The organism is Streptomyces filipinensis (assembly GCF_014649495.1).
GTDB lineage: Bacteria > Actinomycetota > Actinomycetes > Streptomycetales > Streptomycetaceae > Streptomyces > Streptomyces filipinensis.
The window spans coordinates 224086-244287 of sequence record NZ_BMTD01000002.1 but is presented as its reverse complement, the minus strand read 5'-3'; the positions used below and the strand labels follow the sequence as shown (position 1 = coordinate 244287).

Below are 20202 nucleotides of genomic sequence, written 5' to 3'. Positions count from 1 at the left end.
GTTCGATATGCGGACGGTGGTGTGTCGACATGCGTACATCGGCACGTCGCAATCCAACGTTTCGACAACGTTGCACAGAGATCTGTTGCGTGGTCGGCGCAAGATCGCCCGGGCTCCTCCAGGTGGCTGTCTGCATTCGGATGACGTGTCCCCCTAAAGGCCCCTCAATCCGGCCACGGGCATGCGGTATGCGCTGTACGAGCCGATATTGACCGGTATCGGGTCGGTGAGCGCGGAGGAGGCACCGCATGCGGGGAGGCACGCGCGTCAGATGGGCCGGCTGCGCGGTCGCCGCGGGGCTGATGGCCACCGCCTGCGGGGGTGGCGCCGGATTCGGCGGGCCCGGGGTGATGACCTCCTCCTGGAGCGACCCGCAGAACCCGCTGGAGCCCTCCAACACCAACGAGGTACAGGGCGGCAAGGTCCTCGACATGGTCTTCCGGGGCCTGAAGAGGTACGACCCGAGGACCGGCAAGGCCCAGAACATGCTCGCCGAGCGCATCGACACCACGGACTCGCGGCACTTCACCGTCACCGTCAGGAACGGCTGGCGGTTCAGCAACGGCGAACCCGTCACCGCCAGGTCCTTCGTGGACGCCTGGAACTACGGGGCGAGCCTGCGGAACAACCAGAAGAACGCGTACTTCTTCGGCTACATCGAGGGCTACGGCCAGGTCCACCCCGACAGCGGGGCGCAGACCGCCGACACCCTGTCCGGGCTCAGGGTCACCGGCCCCAGGACCTTCACCGTCACCCTCAGCCAGAAGTTCTCCAGCTTCCCCGACACCCTCGGGTACGTGGCCTACGCCCCGCTCCCGCGCACCTTCTTCACCGACCACGCGGCCTGGCTGAGCAGACCGGTCGGCAACGGGCCCTACCAGATCGAGTCCTACACCAAGGGCTCGGCGATGAACCTGAAGAGGTGGGACGCCTATCCCGGCCCCGACCCGGCCCGGAACGTCGGCGTGACCCTCCTGGTGTACACCGACAGCAACACCGCGTACACCGACGTGCTGGCCGGCAACCTCGACCTGGTCGACGACGTGCCGGCCAGCCAGCTCAAGAACGTCGAGACCGACCTGAACGGCCGCTACATCAACACCCCGGCCGGCATCCTGCAGACCCTGGCCTTCCCCTACTACGACCCGAAGTGGAACACCAGCGGTGCACGGAAGGTCCGCACGGGCCTGTCCATGGCGATCAACCGCAGGCAGATCACCGAGACCATCTTCCGGGGCACCCGCACCCCCGCCACCGACTGGACCTCCCCGGTCCTCGGCACGGCCGGCGGCTACCGGCCCGGACTGTGCGGCCACGCCTGCGACTACGACCCCGCACAGGCCCGGAGGCTCATCGAGGAGGGCGGCGGGATCCCCGGCGGCCGGCTGACGATCACCTACAACGCGGACACCGGCTCGCACCGGCAGTGGGTGGACGCCGTGTGCAACTCCATCAACAACGCCCTCGGCGACGACAGGGCCTGCGTCGGCAACCCGGTCGGCACCTTCGCCGACTTCCGCAACCAGATCACCCAGCACAAGATGACCGGCCCCTTCCGGGCCGGCTGGCAGATGGACTACCCGTTGATCCAGAACTTCCTGCAGCCGCTGTACTACACGGGCGCCTCCTCCAACGACGGCAAGTGGTCCGACAAGCGGTTCGACCGGCTCGTCGACCGGGCCAACGCCGAGACCGCGCAGCCCACCGCCGTCCGGCTCTTCCAGCAGGCCGAGAAGGTCGTCCGCGACAACATGGCGGCCATCCCGCTCTGGTACCAGAACGGCAGCGCCGGCTACACCGCCCGGCTCTCCCACGTGGCGCTCAACCCCTTCAGCGTGCCGGTCTACAACGAGATCAAGGTCGGCTGACCCCCGTGGGGCGCTATGTCGCGCGGCGGCTGCTCCAGATGGTCCCGGTGTTCATCGGGTCGACGCTGCTGATCTTCCTGATGGTGAACGTGATGGGCGACCCCATCGCGGGCCTGTGCGGGGAGCGGGCGTGCGACCCGGCGACGGCCGCCCAGCTGAAGCGGGAGTTCGGCTTGGACAAGCCGCTCTGGCAGCAGTACGCGACCTACATGGGCAACGTCTTCACCGGAGACTTCGGCACCGCCTTCAACGGCCAGAAGGTCACCGAGCTGATGGGAGCGGCGTTCCCCGTCACCGTCCGGCTCACGATCGTCGCGATCCTCTTCGAGATCGTCGTCGGCGTGTCGCTGGGCGTGCTGACGGGCATGCGGCGCGGCCGGCCGGTCGACACCGGGGTGCTGCTGGCCACCCTGGTGGTGATCTCCGTCCCCACCTTCGTCACCGGTCTGCTGCTGCAACTGCTGCTCGGCATCAAATGGCAGTGGATCAGCCCGTCCGTGCGCTACGGAAGTTACGACGAGCTGATCGTGCCCGGCCTGGTCCTCGCCTCCGTCTCGCTCGCCTACGTCACCCGGCTCACCCGCACCGCCATCGCCGAGAACAGGCGGTCCGACTACGTCCGTACGGCGATCGCCAAGGGCCTGCCCCGGCGCCGGGTGGTCGTCCGGCACCTGCTGCGCAACTCCCTGATCCCCGTGGTCACCTTCATCGGTGCCGACATCGGCGCGCTGATGGGCGGGGCGATCGCCACCGAGCGGATCTTCAACATCCATGGCGTCGGCTTCCAGCTCTACCAGGGCATCCTGCGCCAGAACACCCAGACGGTCGTCGGTTTCGTGACGGTCCTCGTCCTCGTCTTCCTGGTCGCCAACCTCCTCGTCGACCTCCTGTACGCCGTACTCGACCCGAGGATCCGCTATGCCTGAGCAGTCGTACGAGCCCGAGGGCGCCATCGCCGGGACCGGCATGGGCGGGGCGATGGACCTCGGCGTGAGCGAGGCGGCCACGCTGGAGCGGACGCCGGGCGGCCCGGGGGGCACCGGACCGGCCGGCAGGCCCCGTTCGCTGTGGTCCGACGCCTGGCGTGACCTGCGCCGCAACCCGGTGTTCCTGATCTCCGGTCTGGTGATCGCCTTCCTGGTCCTCATCTCCCTGTGGCCCTCGGCGATCGCCTCCGGCAGCCCCCTGAAGTGCGACCTGGCCAAGGCACAGGACGGCGCGGGACCGGGCGCGCCCTTCGGGTACGACGGCCAGGGCTGCAACGTCTACACGCGCACGGTGTACGGCGCCCGTACGTCCGTCACGGTGGGCGTGCTGGCGACGCTCGGGGTGGCCGTGGCCGGGTCGGTCCTGGGTGCCCTCGCCGGGTACTTCGGCGGTGTCTGGGACTCGGTCCTGTCCCGGGTCACCGACATCTTCTTCGCGATCCCGGTGGTCCTCGGCGGCCTCGTCCTGCTGTCGGTGGTCACCAGCAAGACGGTCTGGCCGGTCATCGGCTTCATGGTGTTGCTCGGCTGGCCGCAGATCTCCCGGATCGCGCGCGGCTCGGTCATCACCGCCAAGCAGAACGACTACGTCCAGGCCGCCCGCGCCCTCGGTGCCTCCGACTCCCGCATCCTGCTGCGGCACATCGCCCCGAACGCCGTGGCGCCGGTGATCGTGGTGGCGACCATCGCGCTGGGCACGTACATCGCGCTGGAGGCGACCCTGTCGTACCTCGGGGTGGGGCTGAAACCGCCCAGCGTCTCCTGGGGCATCGACATCTCCAGCGCCTCCCCCTACATCCGCAACGCCCCGCACGCCCTGCTGTGGCCCTCGGGCGCCCTGGCCGTCACGGTCCTGGCCTTCATCATGCTCGGCGACGCGGTCCGCGACGCCCTCGACCCGAAGCTGAGGTGATGCGGGCGTGCTGCTCGAAGTGCGGGACCTGCACGTGGAGTTCCGGACGCGGGACGGGGTGGCGCATGCCGTCAACGGGGTGAGCTACGAGGTCGACGCGGGGGAGACCCTCGCCGTGCTCGGGGAGTCGGGGTCGGGCAAGTCCGTCACCGCGCAGGCCGTCATGGGCATCCTCGACATGCCGCCGGGGCGGATCACCGGCGGCCGGATCCTCTTCCAGGGGCGGGACCTGCTGAAGCTGAGGGAAGAGGAGCGGCGGAAGGTCCGCGGCGCCGGCATGGCGATGATCTTCCAGGACGCCCTGTCGGCCCTCAATCCCGTCATCTCCGTCGGGGACCAGCTGGGCGAGATGTTCGTCGTGCACCGCGGGATGTCGAAGAAGGACGCGCGCGCCAGGGCCGTCGAGCTGATGGAGCGGGTGCGCATCCCGGCCGCCGCCCAGCGGGTGCGGGACTATCCCCACCAGTTCTCCGGCGGTATGCGCCAGCGCATCATGATCGCCATGGCGCTGGCCCTGGAACCGGCGCTCGTCATCGCCGACGAGCCGACCACCGCCCTCGACGTCACCGTGCAGGCCCAGGTCATGGACCTGCTCGCGGAACTGCAGCGCGAGTACCGCATGGGTCTCATCCTCATCACCCACGACCTGGGCGTCGTGGCCGACGTGGCCGACCGGATCGCCGTGATGTACGCCGGGAAGATCGTCGAGTCGGCGCCCGTGCACGACCTCTACAAGGCACCCGCCCACCCCTACACCCGCGGCCTGCTGGACTCCATCCCGCGCCTGGACCAGAAGGGGCAGGAGCTGTACGCCATCAAGGGCCTCCCGCCGAACCTGATGGACATCCCGCCCGGCTGCTCCTTCCACCCGCGCTGCCCGATGGCCAGGGACGTCTGCCGCACCGACGAACCCCCGCTGTACGAGGTCTCCGGCGTACGCGGCAGCGCCTGCCACTTCTGGAGGGAGTGCCTGGATGACCGCGACCACTGAGCCGATCCTCGAAGTGACCGGACTGGTCAAGCACTACCCCCTCACCCAGGGCGTCCTGTTCAGGAAGCAGGTCGGCGCGGTGAAGGCCGTCGACGGCGTCGACTTCACCCTCGGCAGGGGCGAGACCCTCGGCATCGTCGGGGAGTCGGGCTGCGGCAAGTCGACGGTCGCGAAGCTGCTCTGCAGCCTGGAGCGCCCGACGGCCGGCTCCATCCTGTTCAAGGGCGAGGACATCACCCGGCTGTCCGGCAGGGCCCTCAAGGCCGTCCGCCGCAACATCCAGATGGTCTTCCAGGACCCGTACACGTCCCTCAACCCCCGTATGACGGTCGGGGACATCGTCGGGGAGCCGTACGACATCCACCCCGAAGTGGCACCGAAGGGTGACCGCCGCCGCCGGGTCCAGGAGCTGCTGGACGTGGTCGGCCTCAACCCGGAGTACGTCAACCGCTATCCGCACCAGTTCTCCGGCGGCCAGCGCCAGCGCATCGGCATCGCACGGGGGCTGGCGCTGCGCCCGGAGGTGATCGTCGCCGACGAGCCGGTGTCCGCGCTGGACGTCTCGGTGCAGGCGCAGGTGGTGAACCTGCTGGACCGCCTCCAGGCGGAGTTCGACCTCTCCTACGTCTTCATCGCCCACGACCTGTCCGTGGTCCGGCACATCTCCGACCGGGTCGGCGTCATGTACCTGGGCCGGATCGTGGAGATCGGACGGGACGCCGAGATCTACGACCACCCCACCCACCCCTACACCCAGGCACTGCTGTCGGCGGTCCCGGTCCCCGACCCCGAGGCCCGCGAACACCGCGAGCGGATCATCCTCACCGGAGACGTGCCGTCCCCGACGAACATCCCCTCCGGCTGCCGCTTCCGCACCCGCTGCTGGAAGGCCCAGGAGCGCTGTGCCCGCGAGGTGCCGGCCCTCGCGGTACCGGCAGCCTTCCGTGACGCGTCCGGCCCGGCGGCCCACGACTCGGCCTGTCACTTCGCGGCGGAACGGCAGGTGGTCCCGGCGGAGGGCGAGCACGGCAACGGGCCGGGGTGACTTCGGCGCACCCCGGCCCGTTCACGGCACCCGCACGGCCGTACGCTGATCAGTCTTCCGCGTCCGTATATCGGTACCGCTTCCGCGGAGTTGCCTGCGTGTTAACGCAGTTGACGCTCATGTGCCCTGGTGGGGCAGCGCCCGCCGGAGGAAGTCCAGCTGCAGCCGCAGCAGGTTCTCCGCCACGGTCTCCTGCGGGGTCATGTGCGTCACCCCGGACAGCGGCAGGACCTCGTGCGGGCGGCCCGCGGCGAGCAGCGCGGAGGTCAGCCGCAGGGAGTGGGCCACGACGACGTTGTCGTCCGCCAGCCCGTGGATGATCATCATCGGGCGGTGCGGCCCGGCCGGGTCGACCAGGCCCGCGTCGTCGATCACCGAGTTGCGGCGGTAGACCTCCGGCCGCTCGTCCGGGTGGCCGAGGTAGCGCTCCTGGTAGTGGGTGTCGTACAGCCGCAGATCGGTGACCGGCGCGCCGACGACGGCCGCGTGGAAGACGTCCGGGCGGCGCAGCACCGCCAGTGCCGCCAGATAGCCGCCGAAGGACCAGCCGCGGATCGCCACCCGGCCGAGGTCCAGCGGGAACTCCCCGGCGAGCGCCTGCAGCGCGTCCACCTGGTCCTGGAGCACGACGTCCGCCAGGTCGTCCCGGACCGCCTTCTCCCAGGCCGGCGAGCGCCCCGGGGTGCCGCGTCCGTCGGCCACGACCACCGCGAAACCCTGGTCGGCGAACCACTGAGAGGTGAGGTGCGCGTTGTGTGCGGCGAGCACCCGCTGGCCGTGCGGACCGCCGTAGGGGTCCATCAGGACCGGCAGGGGAGCGTCACCGTGGTAGTCCCGTGGCATAAGCACGGCGCACGGAATTCGGCGTGCGCCCCCCTGGGTGAGAGTCACCCGCGGGGACAGACCGGGATCTTCGGCGTAAGACCGGACAGTCGCCGCCGGTTTTCCGTCACGCAGTACCTGGACGCGAGTGCCCGGCCTGCCCGGTGTCGCCGACACGAGCACCGTCACGCCCCCGGCGCGCACCGCCGAGTGCACGCCGGGCTCCTGTGACACGCGCTCCAGGCCCAGCTCGTTCACCCGGTACACATGGACCTCGCCGGTCTCCGGCTCCGGCGCCTCCGCGCCCGCCGAGGCGGAAACCAGCACGTCGTCCGGGCCCACGTCCAGCACCGCGCGGAGCTGCAACTGGCCGCTGGTCAACGGCCGTTCGCCGACCGCCAGCACCCGTGCGCCACCCTCGTCCGCGATCCGGACAAGCTGCCCGGAGGGGCTCCAGCAGGGCACTCCGGCGAACAGTTCAAGCCAACTTGGATCTTCGTCCGCGTGCACCATGCGCGTCGCCCCGCTGTCCGGGTCCACCGCCAGGATCAGCTGGCTGTGCTGGTCCCGCGCCTGGACGAGCAAGAGCGGCGCACCCGCCGCTGACCAGTGCACTCGGGCCAGATACGGGTAGCGGGCCCGGTCCCACGCCACCTCCGTGCGCTCCCCTTCGAGCCCGACCACGAAGAGCCGGACGTCCGCGTTCGGCGTGCCCGCCGCCGGGTACGCGATGTTGAGTGGCTCACGCTCCGGGCGGGCGGGATCCGCGATCCACCACCGCTGCACCGGCGTGTCGTCCACGCGCGCCACGAGCAGCCGGCGGCCGTCCGGCGCCCACCAGAAGCCCCGCGAACGCCCCATCTCCTCGGCCGCGATGAACTCCGCGAGCCCGTAGGTGACACGGCCCGGCCCCGCCGCCGGCTCCGGTTCGGCGAGCGCCCGGTCGTTTCCGCCCTCGGTGTCCACCACCCGCAGCGCGCCCTCGGCGACATACGCGACGTGCCGGCCGTCGGGGGCGGGGCGCGGGTCGATCACCGGCCCGGGTACCCGCAGTTCACGCGTCGTGCCTGCTCGCAGCTCGGCCGTGAAAAGCCGCCCCGACAAGGCGAAAGCCGCCAACTCCACTGCCGTGTCGGTGGCGTAGCCGACGATGCCGGCACCCCCCTCCCGGCTGCGCTCCCGGCGCGCCCGCTCCTCGGTCGAGAGCTCTTCCGAGGCGCCGCCGAGGAGGGTGCCCGGATCGGCCGCGAGGCGCTCCGCGCCCTCCGGAAGATCCATGACCCACAGGGAGTTGGCCCGGTCGGTGCCGGAGCCGGAGCGCAGGAACGCGACACGCGAACCGTCGGGCGCCACGGTGAACGCACGCGGCGCGCCGAGGGTGAACCGCTGGGTCCGGGCGTGCCGACGGGGGAAGGAGTCAGGCTCGGTCGTCATACCCCGACCATATTGGCCATGCGCCCCCTTGTGCGGCCGTGCGCCGAGCGATGCGCGAGCACGGATAGTTATGATCACTACCGCTGTGTGGGTATGAACCCGCTGGCGCCTGCATGGATTTGCTCTACTGATCTACGACCGAGTCACAACCCCCATAGTCCGAACCCCCCGCGTCCTTGGGATCTTTGGAGGTGAGCCGCCGTGGCACTCTCGATTTCGGCGGTGGTGCTGCTGGCGATCATCGTCTTCCTGTTGATCAAGAAGTCAGGGCTGAAAGGCGGGCACGCGGTCATCTGCGTCCTGCTCGGCTTCTATCTCGCCTCCTCCACCGTCGCCCCCACGATCAGTGAGCTGACGACGAACGTCGCCAGCATGATCGGCAGCATCAAGTTCTGACGGCCGCCGCCACCGGGAACACCGGGCGGCGACCTCGTAGGGTGGTCCCATGACGGAACTGCCAGCCCGGCGTCTGCTGCTGGTGCACGCGCACCCGGACGACGAGTCGATCAACAACGGCGCGACCATGGCCCGGTACGCGGCCGAGGGCGTGCATGTGACCCTGGTCACCTGCACACTCGGGGAGCGGGGCGAGGTCATCCCGCCGGAGCTGCGCCATCTGGCGGGCCCGGCGCTGGGTGCGCACCGGCGAGGGGAGCTCGCCGCCGCCGTGCGCGAGCTGGGCGTGACGGACGCCAGGCTGCTCGGCGGGGCCGGACGGTACGGGGACTCCGGAATGATGGGCATCGCGGACAACGAGGACCCCGGCTGCTTCTGGCAGGCCGACGTGGACGCCGCCGCCGGACATCTCGCCGAGGTGATCCTGGAGGTCCGCCCCCAGGTGCTCGTCACCTACGACGACCGCGGCGGCTACGGCCACCCGGACCACATCCAGGCCCACCGCGTCGCCATGCGCGCCGTCGAGCTGGCGGACGAGCGCGGGCACCGCATCGCCAAGGTGTACTGGAACCGGATGCCGCGCTCCGTCGCCGAGGCCGCCTTCGCCCGCCTCCAGGACGAGCTGCCCGTACTGCCGTTCGACAAGGGCGCGACCCTGGACGACGTACCCGGCGTGGTCGACGACGAGCGGGTCACCACCAGCGTCGACGGGACCGCCTTCGCCTCCGCCAAGGCCGCCGCCATGCGCGCCCACGCCACCCAGATCGACGTGGCCGAGCCCTACTTCGCGCTCTCCAACGCCCTGGCCCAGCCGCTGTTCACGACCGAGTACTACGAGGCGGTGCGCGGCGCGGCGCAGCCTGGCGAGACGGATCTGTTCGCGGGCGTCGAGGAGGCCGTGGCATGAGTGACAACGGACCGGGCTCGCTGCTCGCCCAGCCGCTGCGGCCGCCCTCCGCCGGCCGGGCCGCCGCCCACGTCGGCCTCTTCGTGCTGGGTGCCGTCACCGGCCTCGCCGGGACCCTCGTCCAGGCCGCCTGGTTCCCCGGCGGGCTGCTCCTCGCCCTCGCGGGCGCGGCCGGGCTGTTCCTCGGCGGGGCGTACGCCACCGGCGGCCGGGGCGGCGCGGTCGCACCGGTGGCGGGCTGGATCGTCACCGTCGTCCTGCTCACGACCTCGCGCCCCGAAGGGGACTTCCTGTTCGGCGCGGGCGGTGGCTCCTACCTCTTCCTGCTCGGCGGCATGGCCCTCGCTGTGATCTGCGCCACCGTCGGCGTCGGGCGGCAACCCCGCGGCGGTCCCGCCCGACTTGGCAAGTGACGTACCACTTCGCCGTGCGACGCGCGTGCGAGTCCGGTGTGGGTTTCCTCAGCGGTCATGGGATACGCGCCAGAAGTGGCCAGTATGGTGGTGCGCGCCGCCGAGCCTCCCCCGCTTCCGGCTTCGCCGCAGCGGGGGGACCCCCATCGTGAGGTCGTAACGGGCGGTGGAGCCAACTGGGAGAACCTGCCTTGAGTCGTGAAACTGACACTCCGTCCTCCGGGCCCAACGGGCGCGGCGGAGCCGCATACCCCTCCGGCACGCCGCCGTACGGGACCCCCATGGCTTCGGGTGACGGTGCGGACGCGGGCCGTTCGGCCACGCGACCGGAGGAGAAGAAGACCGAGACCACGCTGACGACCCGGATCCGCATCAACATCCCCGGATCCCGGCCCATCCCGCCGGTCGTCGTGCGCAAGCCCGTCGGGGACACCGACGGCGCGGGGGGCGAGACGCCCGCCGACCCGCGGCCCGCTGCCGAGCCGGCCGCCACGGCCGCGGGCACCGCTGCGGCCGCAGCCGAGTCCGCCGCCGAGCCCGCGGCCCAGGCCGAGGAGAAGACCAGCGACTGGTTCGCGCCCCGCAAGTCCGCCGCCGGCAAGGGCGGTCCGGGCGGCGCCGGCACGAACGGGGCAGGGACCTCCGGCGGTTCCACCCCCGCCTCCGGCGCGTCGGGTACCCGTACGGGTGGTCCGGGAGCATCCGGCACGGCCGGTAACACCGGCGCACGACCCGGCGGCGGCCGTCCCGGCGGTGTGGTCGGCTCCATGAGCGTCCCCGGTGCCTCCCGCTCCGGCGGCACCAACGGCAAGGGCCTGCCCGGCGCCACCGGCGGCCCCGTCGCCCCCGGGCACGGCGGCGGCACCGGCTCCTTCGACGTGACCGAGGCACTGGCCGCGGGCACGCTGGGCGGCGGCTCCCGCCCCGGCGCGTCCGGCGGCGAGGCCCGCCGCGACGACCTGCCGTACTTCTCGGAGAACGGCGGCCAGGACGGCTTCGGCGGCACGGGCCCCACCGGCGCGGGCGACCCGGACGGCCCCGGCACCCGGGGTCCGAACCGTCAGGACGGCTTCGGCGGCACGGCGGGCGCGACCGGACCCGACGGACAGGGTGGCCTCGGCGGTCCCGGAGGCCCCAGCGGCTTCAACGGCCCGCGCGGCCAGGGCGGCCTCGGCGGTCCGCAGGGCCCGGCCGGCCCCACCAGCGGCCCGGTCACCGGTGACGGCCCCCTCGTCCCGGCGCCCGGCGGCCCCGGCCCGGACGGCGGTGAACCCTTCGACGGCGGTCCCCTCTCCGGCGGTACGGGCGGCTACGGCGGCCCGGGCACCCGGGCCCCCCGCAGCGCCCTCGCCGACCTCGAAGGCCCCGCCGTTCCCGGTGCCGGCCCCGCCGGCGCCCCCAGCGGACTCGGCGCGGGCGGCGGGATCAGCGACGACACCGCGATCCTCACCCCGCAGAAGCCGGCCCCCGAACCGGGCACGCCCGGCTACCGCCCGGCCGACAACGTCTCCGGGCACACCGTCACCAGCGGCATCCCCGTCGTCCCCGGCGCCGGCACCTCCCCGTTCGGCGGCACCCGGTCCGACGGCCCGGGCACGCAGACCCCGTCCGCCCCCGCACCGGCTCCCGCGCCCAAGGCGCAGGCCAAGCCGAAGAAGAAGGGCCGCAGCAAGCTGGTGCTGCTGGGCGCCGGCGTGGTCGTCGTCGCGGGCGGTGCCTACGGGGCCGGACTGCTGATGAACCACACCGACGTCCCCAAGGGCACCACCGTCCTCGGCGTGGACATCGGCGGCGGCACCCGGGACGACGCCGTCAAGAAGCTCGACGACGCCTTCGGCGGCCGCGTGAACAAGCCGCTGAAGCTCTCCGTCGGCGGCCGGACGGTCACCCTGACCCCGGAGAACGCCGGTCTCCAGTTCGACTTCCAGGCCACCGTGAGCAAGGCGGCGACCAGCGACTACAACCCGGTCCACGTCATCGGCTCGCTCTTCGGTCAGAAGCGGGTGATCGACCCGGAGATGCCGGTGGACGAGGAGAAGCTGCAGGCCGCCCTGCAGCAGGCCGGCGGCGGCTCCGGCTCGGTCACCGAGGGTGGAATCGACTTCAAGCCCGGCGCGGCCGTCGCCGTCTACGGCAAGGCGGGCAAGGCCATCGACGCGGCCCAGTCGACCCAGGCGGTCGAACAGGCCTACCGCACCATGGTCGAGACGGACACGGCGACCGCGGTCACCGTCCCGTCGGCCACGAAGCAGCCGACGGTGTCCAAGGCCGAGGTCGACCGCGAGATGAAGGAGTTCGCACAGCCGGCGATGTCGGCCAAGGTGACCGTGTCGGCGGGCGCCGGACACGTGGTGCTGATGAGCCCGGAGAAGTCGCTCTGGAAGTTCCTCAAGGTGGTGCCCACCTCGGACGGCAAACTGGTCGACAAGCCCGACCTGGCCGCCCTGAAGCAGCTCTACGGCAAGACCTTCGACGGCGTGCTCATCACCCGCGGCAACAACAAGAAGACCCCCGTCACCCCGCAGGACGTCTACGTCGCCCTGCGCCAGGCCCTGATCAGCAGGACCAACCGGGTCGCAGTCATCGACACCAACCCCAGCTAGCCCGGCGGTACATGGGGGGGCGCTCACCGGGCGCCCCCTTCGCCGTGCCCGTCACCCGATCCGCATGACATCTGTCATCCGGCACTCAGGACCCCCGACACTGCCCGGCATCCGGCCCTCGCCGCGAGCATGGACGGCATGACGACAACTGCGGCACCGGCCACCACCCCGGTGGTCGGCTTCGACCAGGTGAGCAAGACGTACGGGAGCGTGCGGGCCGTCGACGGACTCTCGCTCAGGCTGTACCCGGGCGAGACCGTCGCCCTCCTCGGCCCGAACGGGGCCGGCAAGTCGACCACCCTCGACCTGCTCCTCGGCCTCAAGCACCCCGACACCGGCACGGTCAGCCTGTTCGGCGGCAGCCCGCGCGAGGCCATCGTCGCCGGGCGGGTCGGGGCGATGCTGCAGAGCGGCGGTCTGATGGACGAGGTCACCGTCGAAGAACTGGTGAAGCTGTTCTGCTCGCTGCACCCGAAGCCGTACAAGGCGGCCGATGTGATGGCCCGCGCGGGCATCGCGCAGATCGCCGACCGCAAGGTCAACAAGCTCTCCGGCGGCCAGGTCCAGCGCGTGCGCTTCGCCCTCGCCACCGCCGGCGACAGCGACCTGATCATCCTGGACGAGCCGACCACCGGCATGGACGTCTCCGCCCGCCAGGCCTTCTGGGCCACCATGCGCGAGCAGGCCGACCAGGGCCGTACCGTCCTCTTCGCGACCCACTACCTCGAAGAGGCCGACGCCATCGCCGACCGCGTCCTGGTGCTGCACCGCGGCCGGCTCCTCGCCGACGGCACCGCCGCGGAGATCAAGGCCAAGGCCGGCTCCCGCCGCGTCTCCTTCGACCTGGAGGGCGGGATCGACGAGGCGGCCCTGCGCGCCCTGCCGTTCCTGACCTCCGTCACCGTGTCCAACAGCGGCTCCGCCGCCGGGTCCGGCCAGACGGTCCGCATCCAGTCGTCCGACGCCGACGCCACCGTCCACGCCCTGTACGGACTCGGTGTCTATCCCCGCAATCTCGAAGTCGCCGGGCTCGGCCTGGAGCAGGCCTTCGTCGCCATCACGGAGGCCGAGGAGGCCAAGCAGTCATGAACGCCCTGATCAAGCTCGAACTCGCGCGAGCCCTGCGCAACAAGAAGTTCCTGTTCTTCTCGGTGCTCTACCCCGCGATCCTGTTCCTGATCTTCTCCAGCAGCTCCGGCTCGAACCAGAAGGTCGACGACACCGGCCAGACCGTCGCCACCTACCTGATGGTCTCCATGGCCTCCTTCGGCGCCCTGACCGCCGTCCTGATGGGCAACAGCGAGCGCATCGCCAAGGAGCGCGAGAGCGGCTGGGTACGGCAGCTGCGGATGACCACGCTGCCCGGGCGCGGCTACGTCCTCGCCAAGACCGCCAGCGCCGCCGTGGTGAGCCTGCCCTCCATCATCGTGGTGTTCGCCGCCGCCGCCGTGATCAAGCAGGTCCGCCTGGACGCGTGGCAGTGGCTCGCCCTCACCGGGGTCATCTGGGCCGGCAGCCTCGTCTTCGCCGCGCTCGGCGTCGCCCTCGGCTACCTCGCCTCCGGTGACGCGGTCCGCCCGATCACGATGATCGTCTACTTCGGTCTGTCGATCCTGGGCGGCCTGTGGATGCCGTCCACCACCTTCCCGAAGATCCTGCAGGACATCGCGAAGTGGCTGCCCACGCACGCGTACGCTGCTCTGGGACGGGCGATCGAGCAGAGCCAGGCCCCGAGCACGACGGACATCGCGATCCTCGCCGGCTACTTCGTCCTGTTCGCGGGCGGCGCGGCCTGGCTGTACCGGAAGGACACGCTGAAGGCGTGAGCACGACGACGGAAGACCGGCAGACCGGCCAGCAGGGGCCGGAGCAGCAGGTGCGCATCGGCCAGGGCCCCCGCAACCGGCGCGAGCTGATGGCCAAGGTGCTGTGGATCGGCGTCTGGCTGATCTTCCTCAGTTCGCCGGTCAAGGACCTGACCTCGGGCCACCACACCGCGGGCGCCTCGGCCGCCGGCGCGCTCGGCCTCACGGCCTTCGTCACCGCCTATCTGACGCTGGTCTTCCGGAACATCGGCCGGCCCTTCGCACCGCGGGTCGTGCTCTCGCTGCTCTCGGTCCTCGCCGTGCTCGCCCCGCTGCTGGCGTACACCCTCGGCGGTGCCTGGCTCGGCCTGTTCGTCTACCTGTCGGTCGCCTGCGGGGCGACCCTGCCGATCCGGGCCGCGTTCTGGGCGATCCCCGCGCTGACCGTGGTCATGTGCCTCGTCGGACTGCACTGGGACGAGAGGCCGGACGACAGCCTGCTCCTCGTCCCGCTGATCGGGTTCGCGATGGTCGGTGTCGGCCAACTCATCCGTACGACGGTCGAGTTGCGCAAGGCGAGGGCCACCGTCGCCCATCTCGCCGCCAACGAGGAGCGGCTGCGGCTCGCCCGCGACCTGCACGACCTGCTCGGCCACTCGCTCTCCCTGATCACGCTGAAGAGCGAGCTGGCCGGCCGGATGCTGCCCGACCACCCCGACAAGGCCGCCCAGCAGGTCGCCGACATCGAACAGGTCAGCCGGCAGGCCCTGGTCGACGTCCGTGAGGCCGTCACCGGCTACCGGCGCCCCCGGCTGGCCGCCGAACTCGCCGGGATCCAGGTCGCGCTGACCGCCGCCGGTGTCACCGCCGAGGTGCCCGCCGAGCCCGGCCTCGCCGACGTCCCCGAGGAGGCCGAGTCCGCGCTCGCCTGGGCGCTGCGCGAGGCGGTCACCAACGTCGTCCGGCACAGCGGCGCCGACAAGTGCCTCGTCCAGTTCACGCACCGCCAGACCCTGGACGGCCCGGTGCTCGAACTCTGCGTCGAGGACAACGGATCCGGGGGGACGAACAACGGCCCCGGCAACGGCCTGACCGGTCTGTCCGAGCGGCTGGAAAAGGCCGGCGGCACCCTGGAGGCGGGCCGGATCAGGCACGGGTTCCGGCTGGTCGCCCGCGTCCCCGCGGCCCCTGCGGGGGACGTAGGATCCGGGGCATGACGAGCACGATCAAGGTCCTTCTCGCCGAGGACCAGTCGATGGTCCGCGAGGCCCTGGCCGCGCTGCTCGGCCTGGAGGACGACATCGAGGTCGTCGCCCAGGTCGCGCGCGGGGACGAGGTGCTCGGGGCCGTCAAGGCGCACGGCGTGGACGTGGCGCTGCTCGACATCGAGATGCCCGGCTGCACCGGCATCGAGGCGGCTGCCCAGGTCCACCGGGCGTATCCGCAGGTCAAGCTGGTCGTCCTGACCACCTTCGGGCGCCCCGGCTATCTGCGCAGCGCCATGGAGGCCGGGGCCGACGCCTTCCTCGTCAAGGACGCCCCGGCCGCTCAGCTCGCCGAGGCCGTCCGCAAGGTGCTGTCCGGCGAGCGGGTCATCGACCCCACGCTCGCCGCCGCCGCGCTCGCCGAGGGCGCGAACCCGCTGACCGAACGCGAACGCGAGGTGCTCCGCGCGGCGGCCGACGGCTCCAGCAACGCCGAACTGGCCAAGGCCCTCCACCTCTCCCAGGGCACGGTCCGCAACTACCTCTCCACGGCCATCCAGAAGCTCGCGGTACGCAACCGGGCGGAGGCGGTGCGGACAGCCCGGGAGAAGGGCTGGCTCTGACGGCTCAGTTGAGCATCGCCCGAGCCGTGTGGGCCTGCTGCCGCACCTTGTGCGCGGCCGGCTCGTCCACCACCTCGATCAGGTCGGCGTAGTGCTCCAGCTCTTCCGCACCCGACACGAACTCGCCCCGCTGCACCAGTAGTTGCCCCCGCTCGTAGCGCAGCCTCGCCGGATGCGCGGGCACCAGCAGCGCCAGCTCCACGGCCCACAGCGCCACATCCGAGCGCTCGGGCCGGGCCGTGGCCCACGCGCGGACGTTGTTCAGGATCCGGTGGATGATCTCCAGCGGCGCCGCGGGCTCCAGCATGGCGGCGTCCAGCGGCGCCCCCGTGGCCCCCACCACGAGCAGGTCCGCGTCGGTCCCGGTCAGCACCCGGCCACCGTCGAACGGATCGGCCAGCACCTGCTCCCCAGCCGTGCCGAACCCCACCACGAAGTGCCCCGGCAGCGCGACCCCGTACACCGGGGCACCCGCCCGCCGCGCGACCTCCAGCCAGACCACCGACAGCAGGATCGGCAGCCCGCGCCGCCGCCGCAGCACCTCGTGCAGCAGGGAGGCCTCAAGCCGCTGGTAGTCGCCGGGCGTCCCGTGGAACTCGTAGCGCGCCCCGAGCAGCCGCCGTACGGCCTCCGCCCACGCGTGCGCCCCGCCCGGCCGGTACGGCAGCTCGCCCGCGAGCCGGTCCAGCTCCGCCTGCGCCGCGTCGATGCCGGTCTCGTCCAGCGAGCCGTCCGCCTCGGCGCCGATCAGCAGGCACAGCGCCGACAGATCCGGCCGCTCCGAGCGTGCCTCCTCGGCGAACCTCCGGCGCAGCTCGGCGGACCGCTCCGGCGGGGGCGGATACGGCGGCGGCAGATACGGGCGGGGCACGGCGGGCTCAGGCCCTTCCACGGCTGTCACCCGGCTCGTCCGGCGCCCGGTAGTGGTGGTAGGAGTGGTGCGGCGTGAAGCCCAGCGCGGCGTAGAGCGCGTGTGCGCCCCCGTTGTCCGCCTCGACCTGCAGCCAGGCCGCCGACGCGCCCTCGTCCAGCGCGCGCCGGGCCAGCGCGGCCATCACCTCGGTGGCGAGACCCTGCCGGCGCCGGGTGGGATCCACCTCGACGGCGGCGAACCCGGCCCAGCGCCCGTCCACGACACATCTCCCGATCGCCTGCGGAGGCTCGCCCCGCGCACCCGGCACGGACGCGAACCACACCGACGGGCCACCGCTGAGCACCCGCAGGGCCACCTCGCTCACCCCCTTGCGCCGGTACCGGGCGAGCCACGCCTCGTCCGCCTGCCGGGACAGCACCACGCCGGCGCCCTCGGCCCGGTCCGCGACCGGCGCCAGGGCACCCGTCCACAGCTCGGCGGTCACCTCCCGCACCCAGCCGCGCCGCTCCAGCTCCGCGCACAGCAGCTCCTGCGTGCCCTCGGCTCCGGTGGCCGTCTGGACGTAGGCGGGCAGACCACGCTCGCCGTACCAGCGTCGTACGGCCACCAGGGCCGCGTCGAGGGGAACGCCCGGATCGCCGAGCGGCAGCACGCTGTTGGCCCGCCGGGTGAACCCGCCGGCGGCCCGCAGCCGCCACGCGCCGAGCCGCCCGGTCTCCAGGGGCGGCCAGCCGCGCGAGGCGACGTGCGCGAGTTCCTCGTACGAGGCGGCGGGCCCCCGGCGGCGTGCCGGAGCGGCCGGTACCACCTTGCCCGCGACCAGGGCGGACTCGGCGATCCGGACACTCCGCCCGTCCCGCCGTGTGATCATGAGCACGCCATCATCCCATGATGTGAGAACACCCACCGTGTCGGTGAACTTCTCCTGTGCCGTTCCAGGTTCGCTCAAGCGCCGCACGGAGACTCGTTTTCCCACGTCAGCGGGGGTGATTCGGACTTCCAGGCGTCCTGTCGCCGAGATTTCCACCGGTCAGTTCACCCCTCCTGTTCGGATCATGCTCCGGAACGGAGATACTAGGGGCGGGCATCGACGACGCCGCGCTCCCGCGCGCCAGGCGGCGGAGCCTGAGGAGGCCCGCCAGCGCCCTATCGAGGAGGAACGACAGCGTGACCTACGTCATCGCGCAGCCTTGTGTCGACGTGAAGGACAAGGCGTGCATCGAGGAGTGCCCGGTCGACTGCATTTACGAGGGCTCCCGGTCCTTGTACATCCACCCGGACGAATGCGTCGACTGTGGTGCCTGTGAGCCGGTCTGCCCGGTCGAGGCGATCTTCTACGAGGACGACGTCCCGGAGGAGTGGAAGGACTACTACAAGGCGAACGTCGAGTTCTTCGACGAGCTCGGCTCTCCCGGCGGCGCCAGCAAGCTCGGGCTGATCGAGCGGGACCACCCCTTCGTCGCCGCGCTGCCGCCGCAGGGCGAGTGACCGTCTAAGCGCCAAGCGGCCGCCCGCAGGACGCGCCGCCTCGGTCCCGTACGGCCCGATCGTCCCGATCACCGCCGTACGGGACCGAGGCGTTTGCCGCACCGTACGAAAGAGAGCCTGATTCCCGTGTCCGCAGTCTCCGACCGGCTCCCCGCCTTCCCCTGGGACAAGCTGGAGCCGTACAAGAAGACGGCCGCCGCCCACCCCGACGGGATCGTCGACCTCTCCGTGGGCACCCCCGTCGACCCGGTGCCCGAACTGATCCAGAAGGCTCTGGTCGACGCGGCCGACTCGCCCGGCTACCCGACCGTCTGGGGCACCCCCGCGCTGCGCGACGCGATCACCGGCTGGCTGGAGCGCCGCCTGGGCGCCCGCGAGGTCACCCACCGCCATGTCCTGCCGGTCGTCGGCTCCAAGGAGCTGGTGGCCTGGCTGCCCACCCAGCTGGGCCTCGGCCCCGGCGACAAGGTGGCCTACCCGCGCCTGGCCTACCCCACCTACGAGGTCGGCGCCCGCCTCGCCCGCGCCGCGTACGAGGCCTACGACGACCCGCGCGAGCTGGACCCGGCGGGCCTGAAGCTGCTCTGGCTGAACTCGCCCTCGAACCCCACCGGCAGGGTCATCCCGAAGGAGGACCTGACCGCGATCGTCGCCTGGGCCCGTGAGCACGGCGTCCTGCTGGTCTCCGACGAGTGCTACCTGGAGCTGGGCTGGGAGGCCGACCCGGTCTCGGTCCTGCACCCGGACGTCAACGGCGGCTCCTACGACGGCATCGTCGCCGTCCACTCCCTCTCCAAGCGCTCCAACCTCGCGGGCTACCGCGCGGCCTTCGTCGCCGGCGACCCGGCCGTGCTGGGACCGCTGCTGGAGATCCGCAAGCACGGCGGCATGATGACCTCCGCGCCGACGCAGGCCGCGGTCGTGGCGGCGCTGTCCGACGACACCCACGTCCACGCACAGCGCGAGCGCTACGCCGCCCGCCGCGAGGCCCTGCGGGCCGCCCTGCTGGGCCACGGCTTCCGCATCGAACACAGCGAGGCGAGCCTCTACCTCTGGGCCACCCGGGGCGAGTCCTGCTGGGACACGGTCGCCCACCTGGCCGAGCGGGGCATCCTGGTGGCCCCGGGTGACTTCTACGGCGAGGCGGGCGAGAAGTACGTCCGCGTGGCCCTGACGGCGACCGACGAACGCGTCCAGGCGGCAGCCGCACGCCTGACCCCCTGAGCCGACGAGGCACACAAAGGCGACGGGGCCCAGGGAACTCCCTGGACCCCGTCGGCTGTCAAAGCCGGGTGCCTAGCCGAGCGGCAGACCACCCTGCACCGGCAGCTGCGGCAGGCCGCTCTTCGCCGTGGAGGACGCGGCGTTCCCGACGACGCTCCCGGCCGCCCCGGTCACTTCCCCGGCGGCCTTGCGCGCCACCGGCGCCGTCTTGCTCACGGCACCGGTGCCGGTCTTGGCCGCGCCCGGCACGGTCTTCCCGACCGCGGTGCCGCCGGTGGTGGCCGCGAGAGTGGTGGCGTGCTGCGCGGCACCCTCGACGGTGCTGCCGACGTTCGCCGTGTCCGGGGCGGTCAGACCACCCGTGTTCGGGACCGCCACCGGCTGGTTGGTGGCCGCACCGGCGGAGCCGGCCGCACCGACCCCGGCAGCCGCTCCCGCTGCGACGATCAGCGCGGCACGGGCGATCCGGCGGGTCAGAGGGAGGGACATGATGCTCCATTCGACGGGAGAGAACGATGTCTGTGGTCCGGGCTCGTGTCCGGCTCGGACGCCGTGACTACCGCTCGAAGGCCGCGAAGGTTGCGGACGCCCCAGGTAAAGAATGG

At 72.0% G+C, this 20202-nt stretch carries 19 protein-coding genes; 15 read left to right on the top strand and 4 right to left on the bottom strand.

All coding sequences use genetic code 11. The features are described 5' to 3' along the window. The first annotated feature begins 248 nt into the window (after positions 1–248). From IE244_RS06145 to IE244_RS06125, 5 genes are read left to right on the top strand one after another with little or no spacing between them, the layout of a single operon-like run. The gene (locus IE244_RS06145) at positions 249–1868 is read left to right on the top strand and encodes a peptide ABC transporter substrate-binding protein (RefSeq protein ID WP_191871610.1); all 1620 of its coding nucleotides are present in this window, start codon (positions 249–251) and stop codon (positions 1866–1868) included. A gap of 5 nt (positions 1869–1873) precedes the next feature. Next, positions 1874–2794, top strand: coding sequence for an ABC transporter permease (locus tag IE244_RS06140; protein WP_191871609.1), 921 nt, complete (start codon positions 1874–1876; stop codon positions 2792–2794). Beyond that, complete coding sequence (locus tag IE244_RS06135) at positions 2787–3767, top strand: ABC transporter permease (protein ID WP_191871608.1); 981 nt, start codon at positions 2787–2789, stop codon at positions 3765–3767. Before IE244_RS06140 ends, IE244_RS06135 begins: the two co-directional genes overlap by 8 nt. Before the next feature lie 7 nt (positions 3768–3774). After that, positions 3775–4758 (top strand): ABC transporter ATP-binding protein, encoded by a 984-nt coding sequence (locus IE244_RS06130; protein WP_191871607.1) that lies wholly within the window; start codon positions 3775–3777, stop codon positions 4756–4758. Beyond that, positions 4742–5803 (top strand): ABC transporter ATP-binding protein, encoded by a 1062-nt coding sequence (locus IE244_RS06125; protein WP_191871606.1) that lies wholly within the window; start codon positions 4742–4744, stop codon positions 5801–5803. The genes IE244_RS06130 and IE244_RS06125 overlap by 17 nt, the downstream gene beginning before the upstream one ends. 117 nt (positions 5804–5920) lie before the next feature. On the opposite strand, the gene IE244_RS06120 is transcribed toward IE244_RS06125, so the two are convergent. Continuing rightward, entirely contained in the window at positions 5921–8059 is a 2139-nt protein-coding gene (locus IE244_RS06120; protein WP_191871605.1) for a S9 family peptidase, read from the bottom strand. A gap of 201 nt (positions 8060–8260) precedes the next feature. Between IE244_RS06120 and IE244_RS06115 the strand changes: the two genes are divergently transcribed. The 8 genes from IE244_RS06115 to IE244_RS06080 all read left to right on the top strand — a co-directional run bounded on the left by IE244_RS06115 (position 8261) and on the right by IE244_RS06080 (position 16011). After that, the gene (locus tag IE244_RS06115) at positions 8261–8455 is read left to right on the top strand and encodes a hypothetical protein (RefSeq protein ID WP_031163587.1); all 195 of its coding nucleotides are present in this window, start codon (positions 8261–8263) and stop codon (positions 8453–8455) included. A 49-nt stretch (positions 8456–8504) separates the two neighbouring features. Next, the gene (gene mshB, locus IE244_RS06110) at positions 8505–9362 is read left to right on the top strand and encodes an N-acetyl-1-D-myo-inositol-2-amino-2-deoxy-alpha-D-glucopyranoside deacetylase (protein ID WP_191871604.1); all 858 of its coding nucleotides are present in this window, start codon (positions 8505–8507) and stop codon (positions 9360–9362) included. Next, entirely contained in the window at positions 9359–9775 is a 417-nt protein-coding gene (locus IE244_RS06105) for a DUF6113 family protein (RefSeq protein WP_191871603.1), read from the top strand. Before mshB ends, IE244_RS06105 begins: the two co-directional genes overlap by 4 nt. Positions 9776–9966: 191 nt before the next feature. Beyond that, positions 9967–12378, top strand: a complete 2412-nt coding sequence (locus IE244_RS06100) for a hypothetical protein (RefSeq protein ID WP_191871602.1) — start codon at positions 9967–9969, stop codon at positions 12376–12378. Between the two features lie 138 nt (positions 12379–12516). Further along, a complete protein-coding gene (locus tag IE244_RS06095) occupies positions 12517–13467 on the top strand; it encodes an ABC transporter ATP-binding protein (RefSeq protein ID WP_191871601.1) in 951 nt (316 codons plus the stop codon). Further along, positions 13464–14204: an ABC transporter permease gene (locus IE244_RS06090; protein ID WP_191871600.1), complete on the top strand. Its 741-nt coding sequence runs from the start codon at positions 13464–13466 to the stop codon at positions 14202–14204. Before IE244_RS06095 ends, IE244_RS06090 begins: the two co-directional genes overlap by 4 nt. Then, the gene (locus IE244_RS06085) at positions 14201–15400 is read left to right on the top strand and encodes a sensor histidine kinase (RefSeq protein WP_191871599.1); all 1200 of its coding nucleotides are present in this window, start codon (positions 14201–14203) and stop codon (positions 15398–15400) included. The genes IE244_RS06090 and IE244_RS06085 overlap by 4 nt, the downstream gene beginning before the upstream one ends. Beyond that, positions 15397–16011, top strand: coding sequence for a response regulator transcription factor (locus tag IE244_RS06080; protein ID WP_191871598.1), 615 nt, complete (start codon positions 15397–15399; stop codon positions 16009–16011). The genes IE244_RS06085 and IE244_RS06080 overlap by 4 nt, the downstream gene beginning before the upstream one ends. Positions 16012–16015: 4 nt before the next feature. Here IE244_RS06080 and IE244_RS06075 read toward each other — a convergent pair whose 3' ends face one another. Next, positions 16016–16903: a transglutaminase family protein gene (locus tag IE244_RS06075; protein WP_373305713.1), complete on the bottom strand. Its 888-nt coding sequence runs from the start codon at positions 16901–16903 to the stop codon at positions 16016–16018. After that, on the bottom strand, positions 16890–17912 hold the full coding sequence (locus tag IE244_RS06070; protein WP_191871597.1) for a GNAT family N-acetyltransferase: 1023 nt from the start codon (positions 17910–17912) through the stop codon (positions 16890–16892). Before IE244_RS06070 ends, IE244_RS06075 begins: the two co-directional genes overlap by 14 nt. 140 nt (positions 17913–18052) lie before the next feature. Here IE244_RS06070 and fdxA point away from each other — a divergent pair, with 140 nt between their 5' ends. Next, positions 18053–18373 (top strand): ferredoxin, encoded by a 321-nt coding sequence (gene fdxA, locus IE244_RS06065; protein ID WP_023546973.1) that lies wholly within the window; start codon positions 18053–18055, stop codon positions 18371–18373. A gap of 126 nt (positions 18374–18499) precedes the next feature. Further along, positions 18500–19597, top strand: coding sequence for a bifunctional succinyldiaminopimelate transaminase/glutamate-prephenate aminotransferase (locus IE244_RS06060; protein ID WP_191871596.1), 1098 nt, complete (start codon positions 18500–18502; stop codon positions 19595–19597). A gap of 72 nt (positions 19598–19669) precedes the next feature. Here the strand turns inward: IE244_RS06060 and IE244_RS06055 are convergent, their stop codons facing one another. Continuing rightward, positions 19670–20086 carry a hypothetical protein gene (locus IE244_RS06055; protein WP_031163565.1) on the bottom strand — a complete coding sequence of 139 codons (417 nt, stop codon included), beginning with the start codon at positions 20084–20086 and terminating at the stop codon, positions 19670–19672. Positions 20087–20202: the final 116 nt, after the last annotated feature.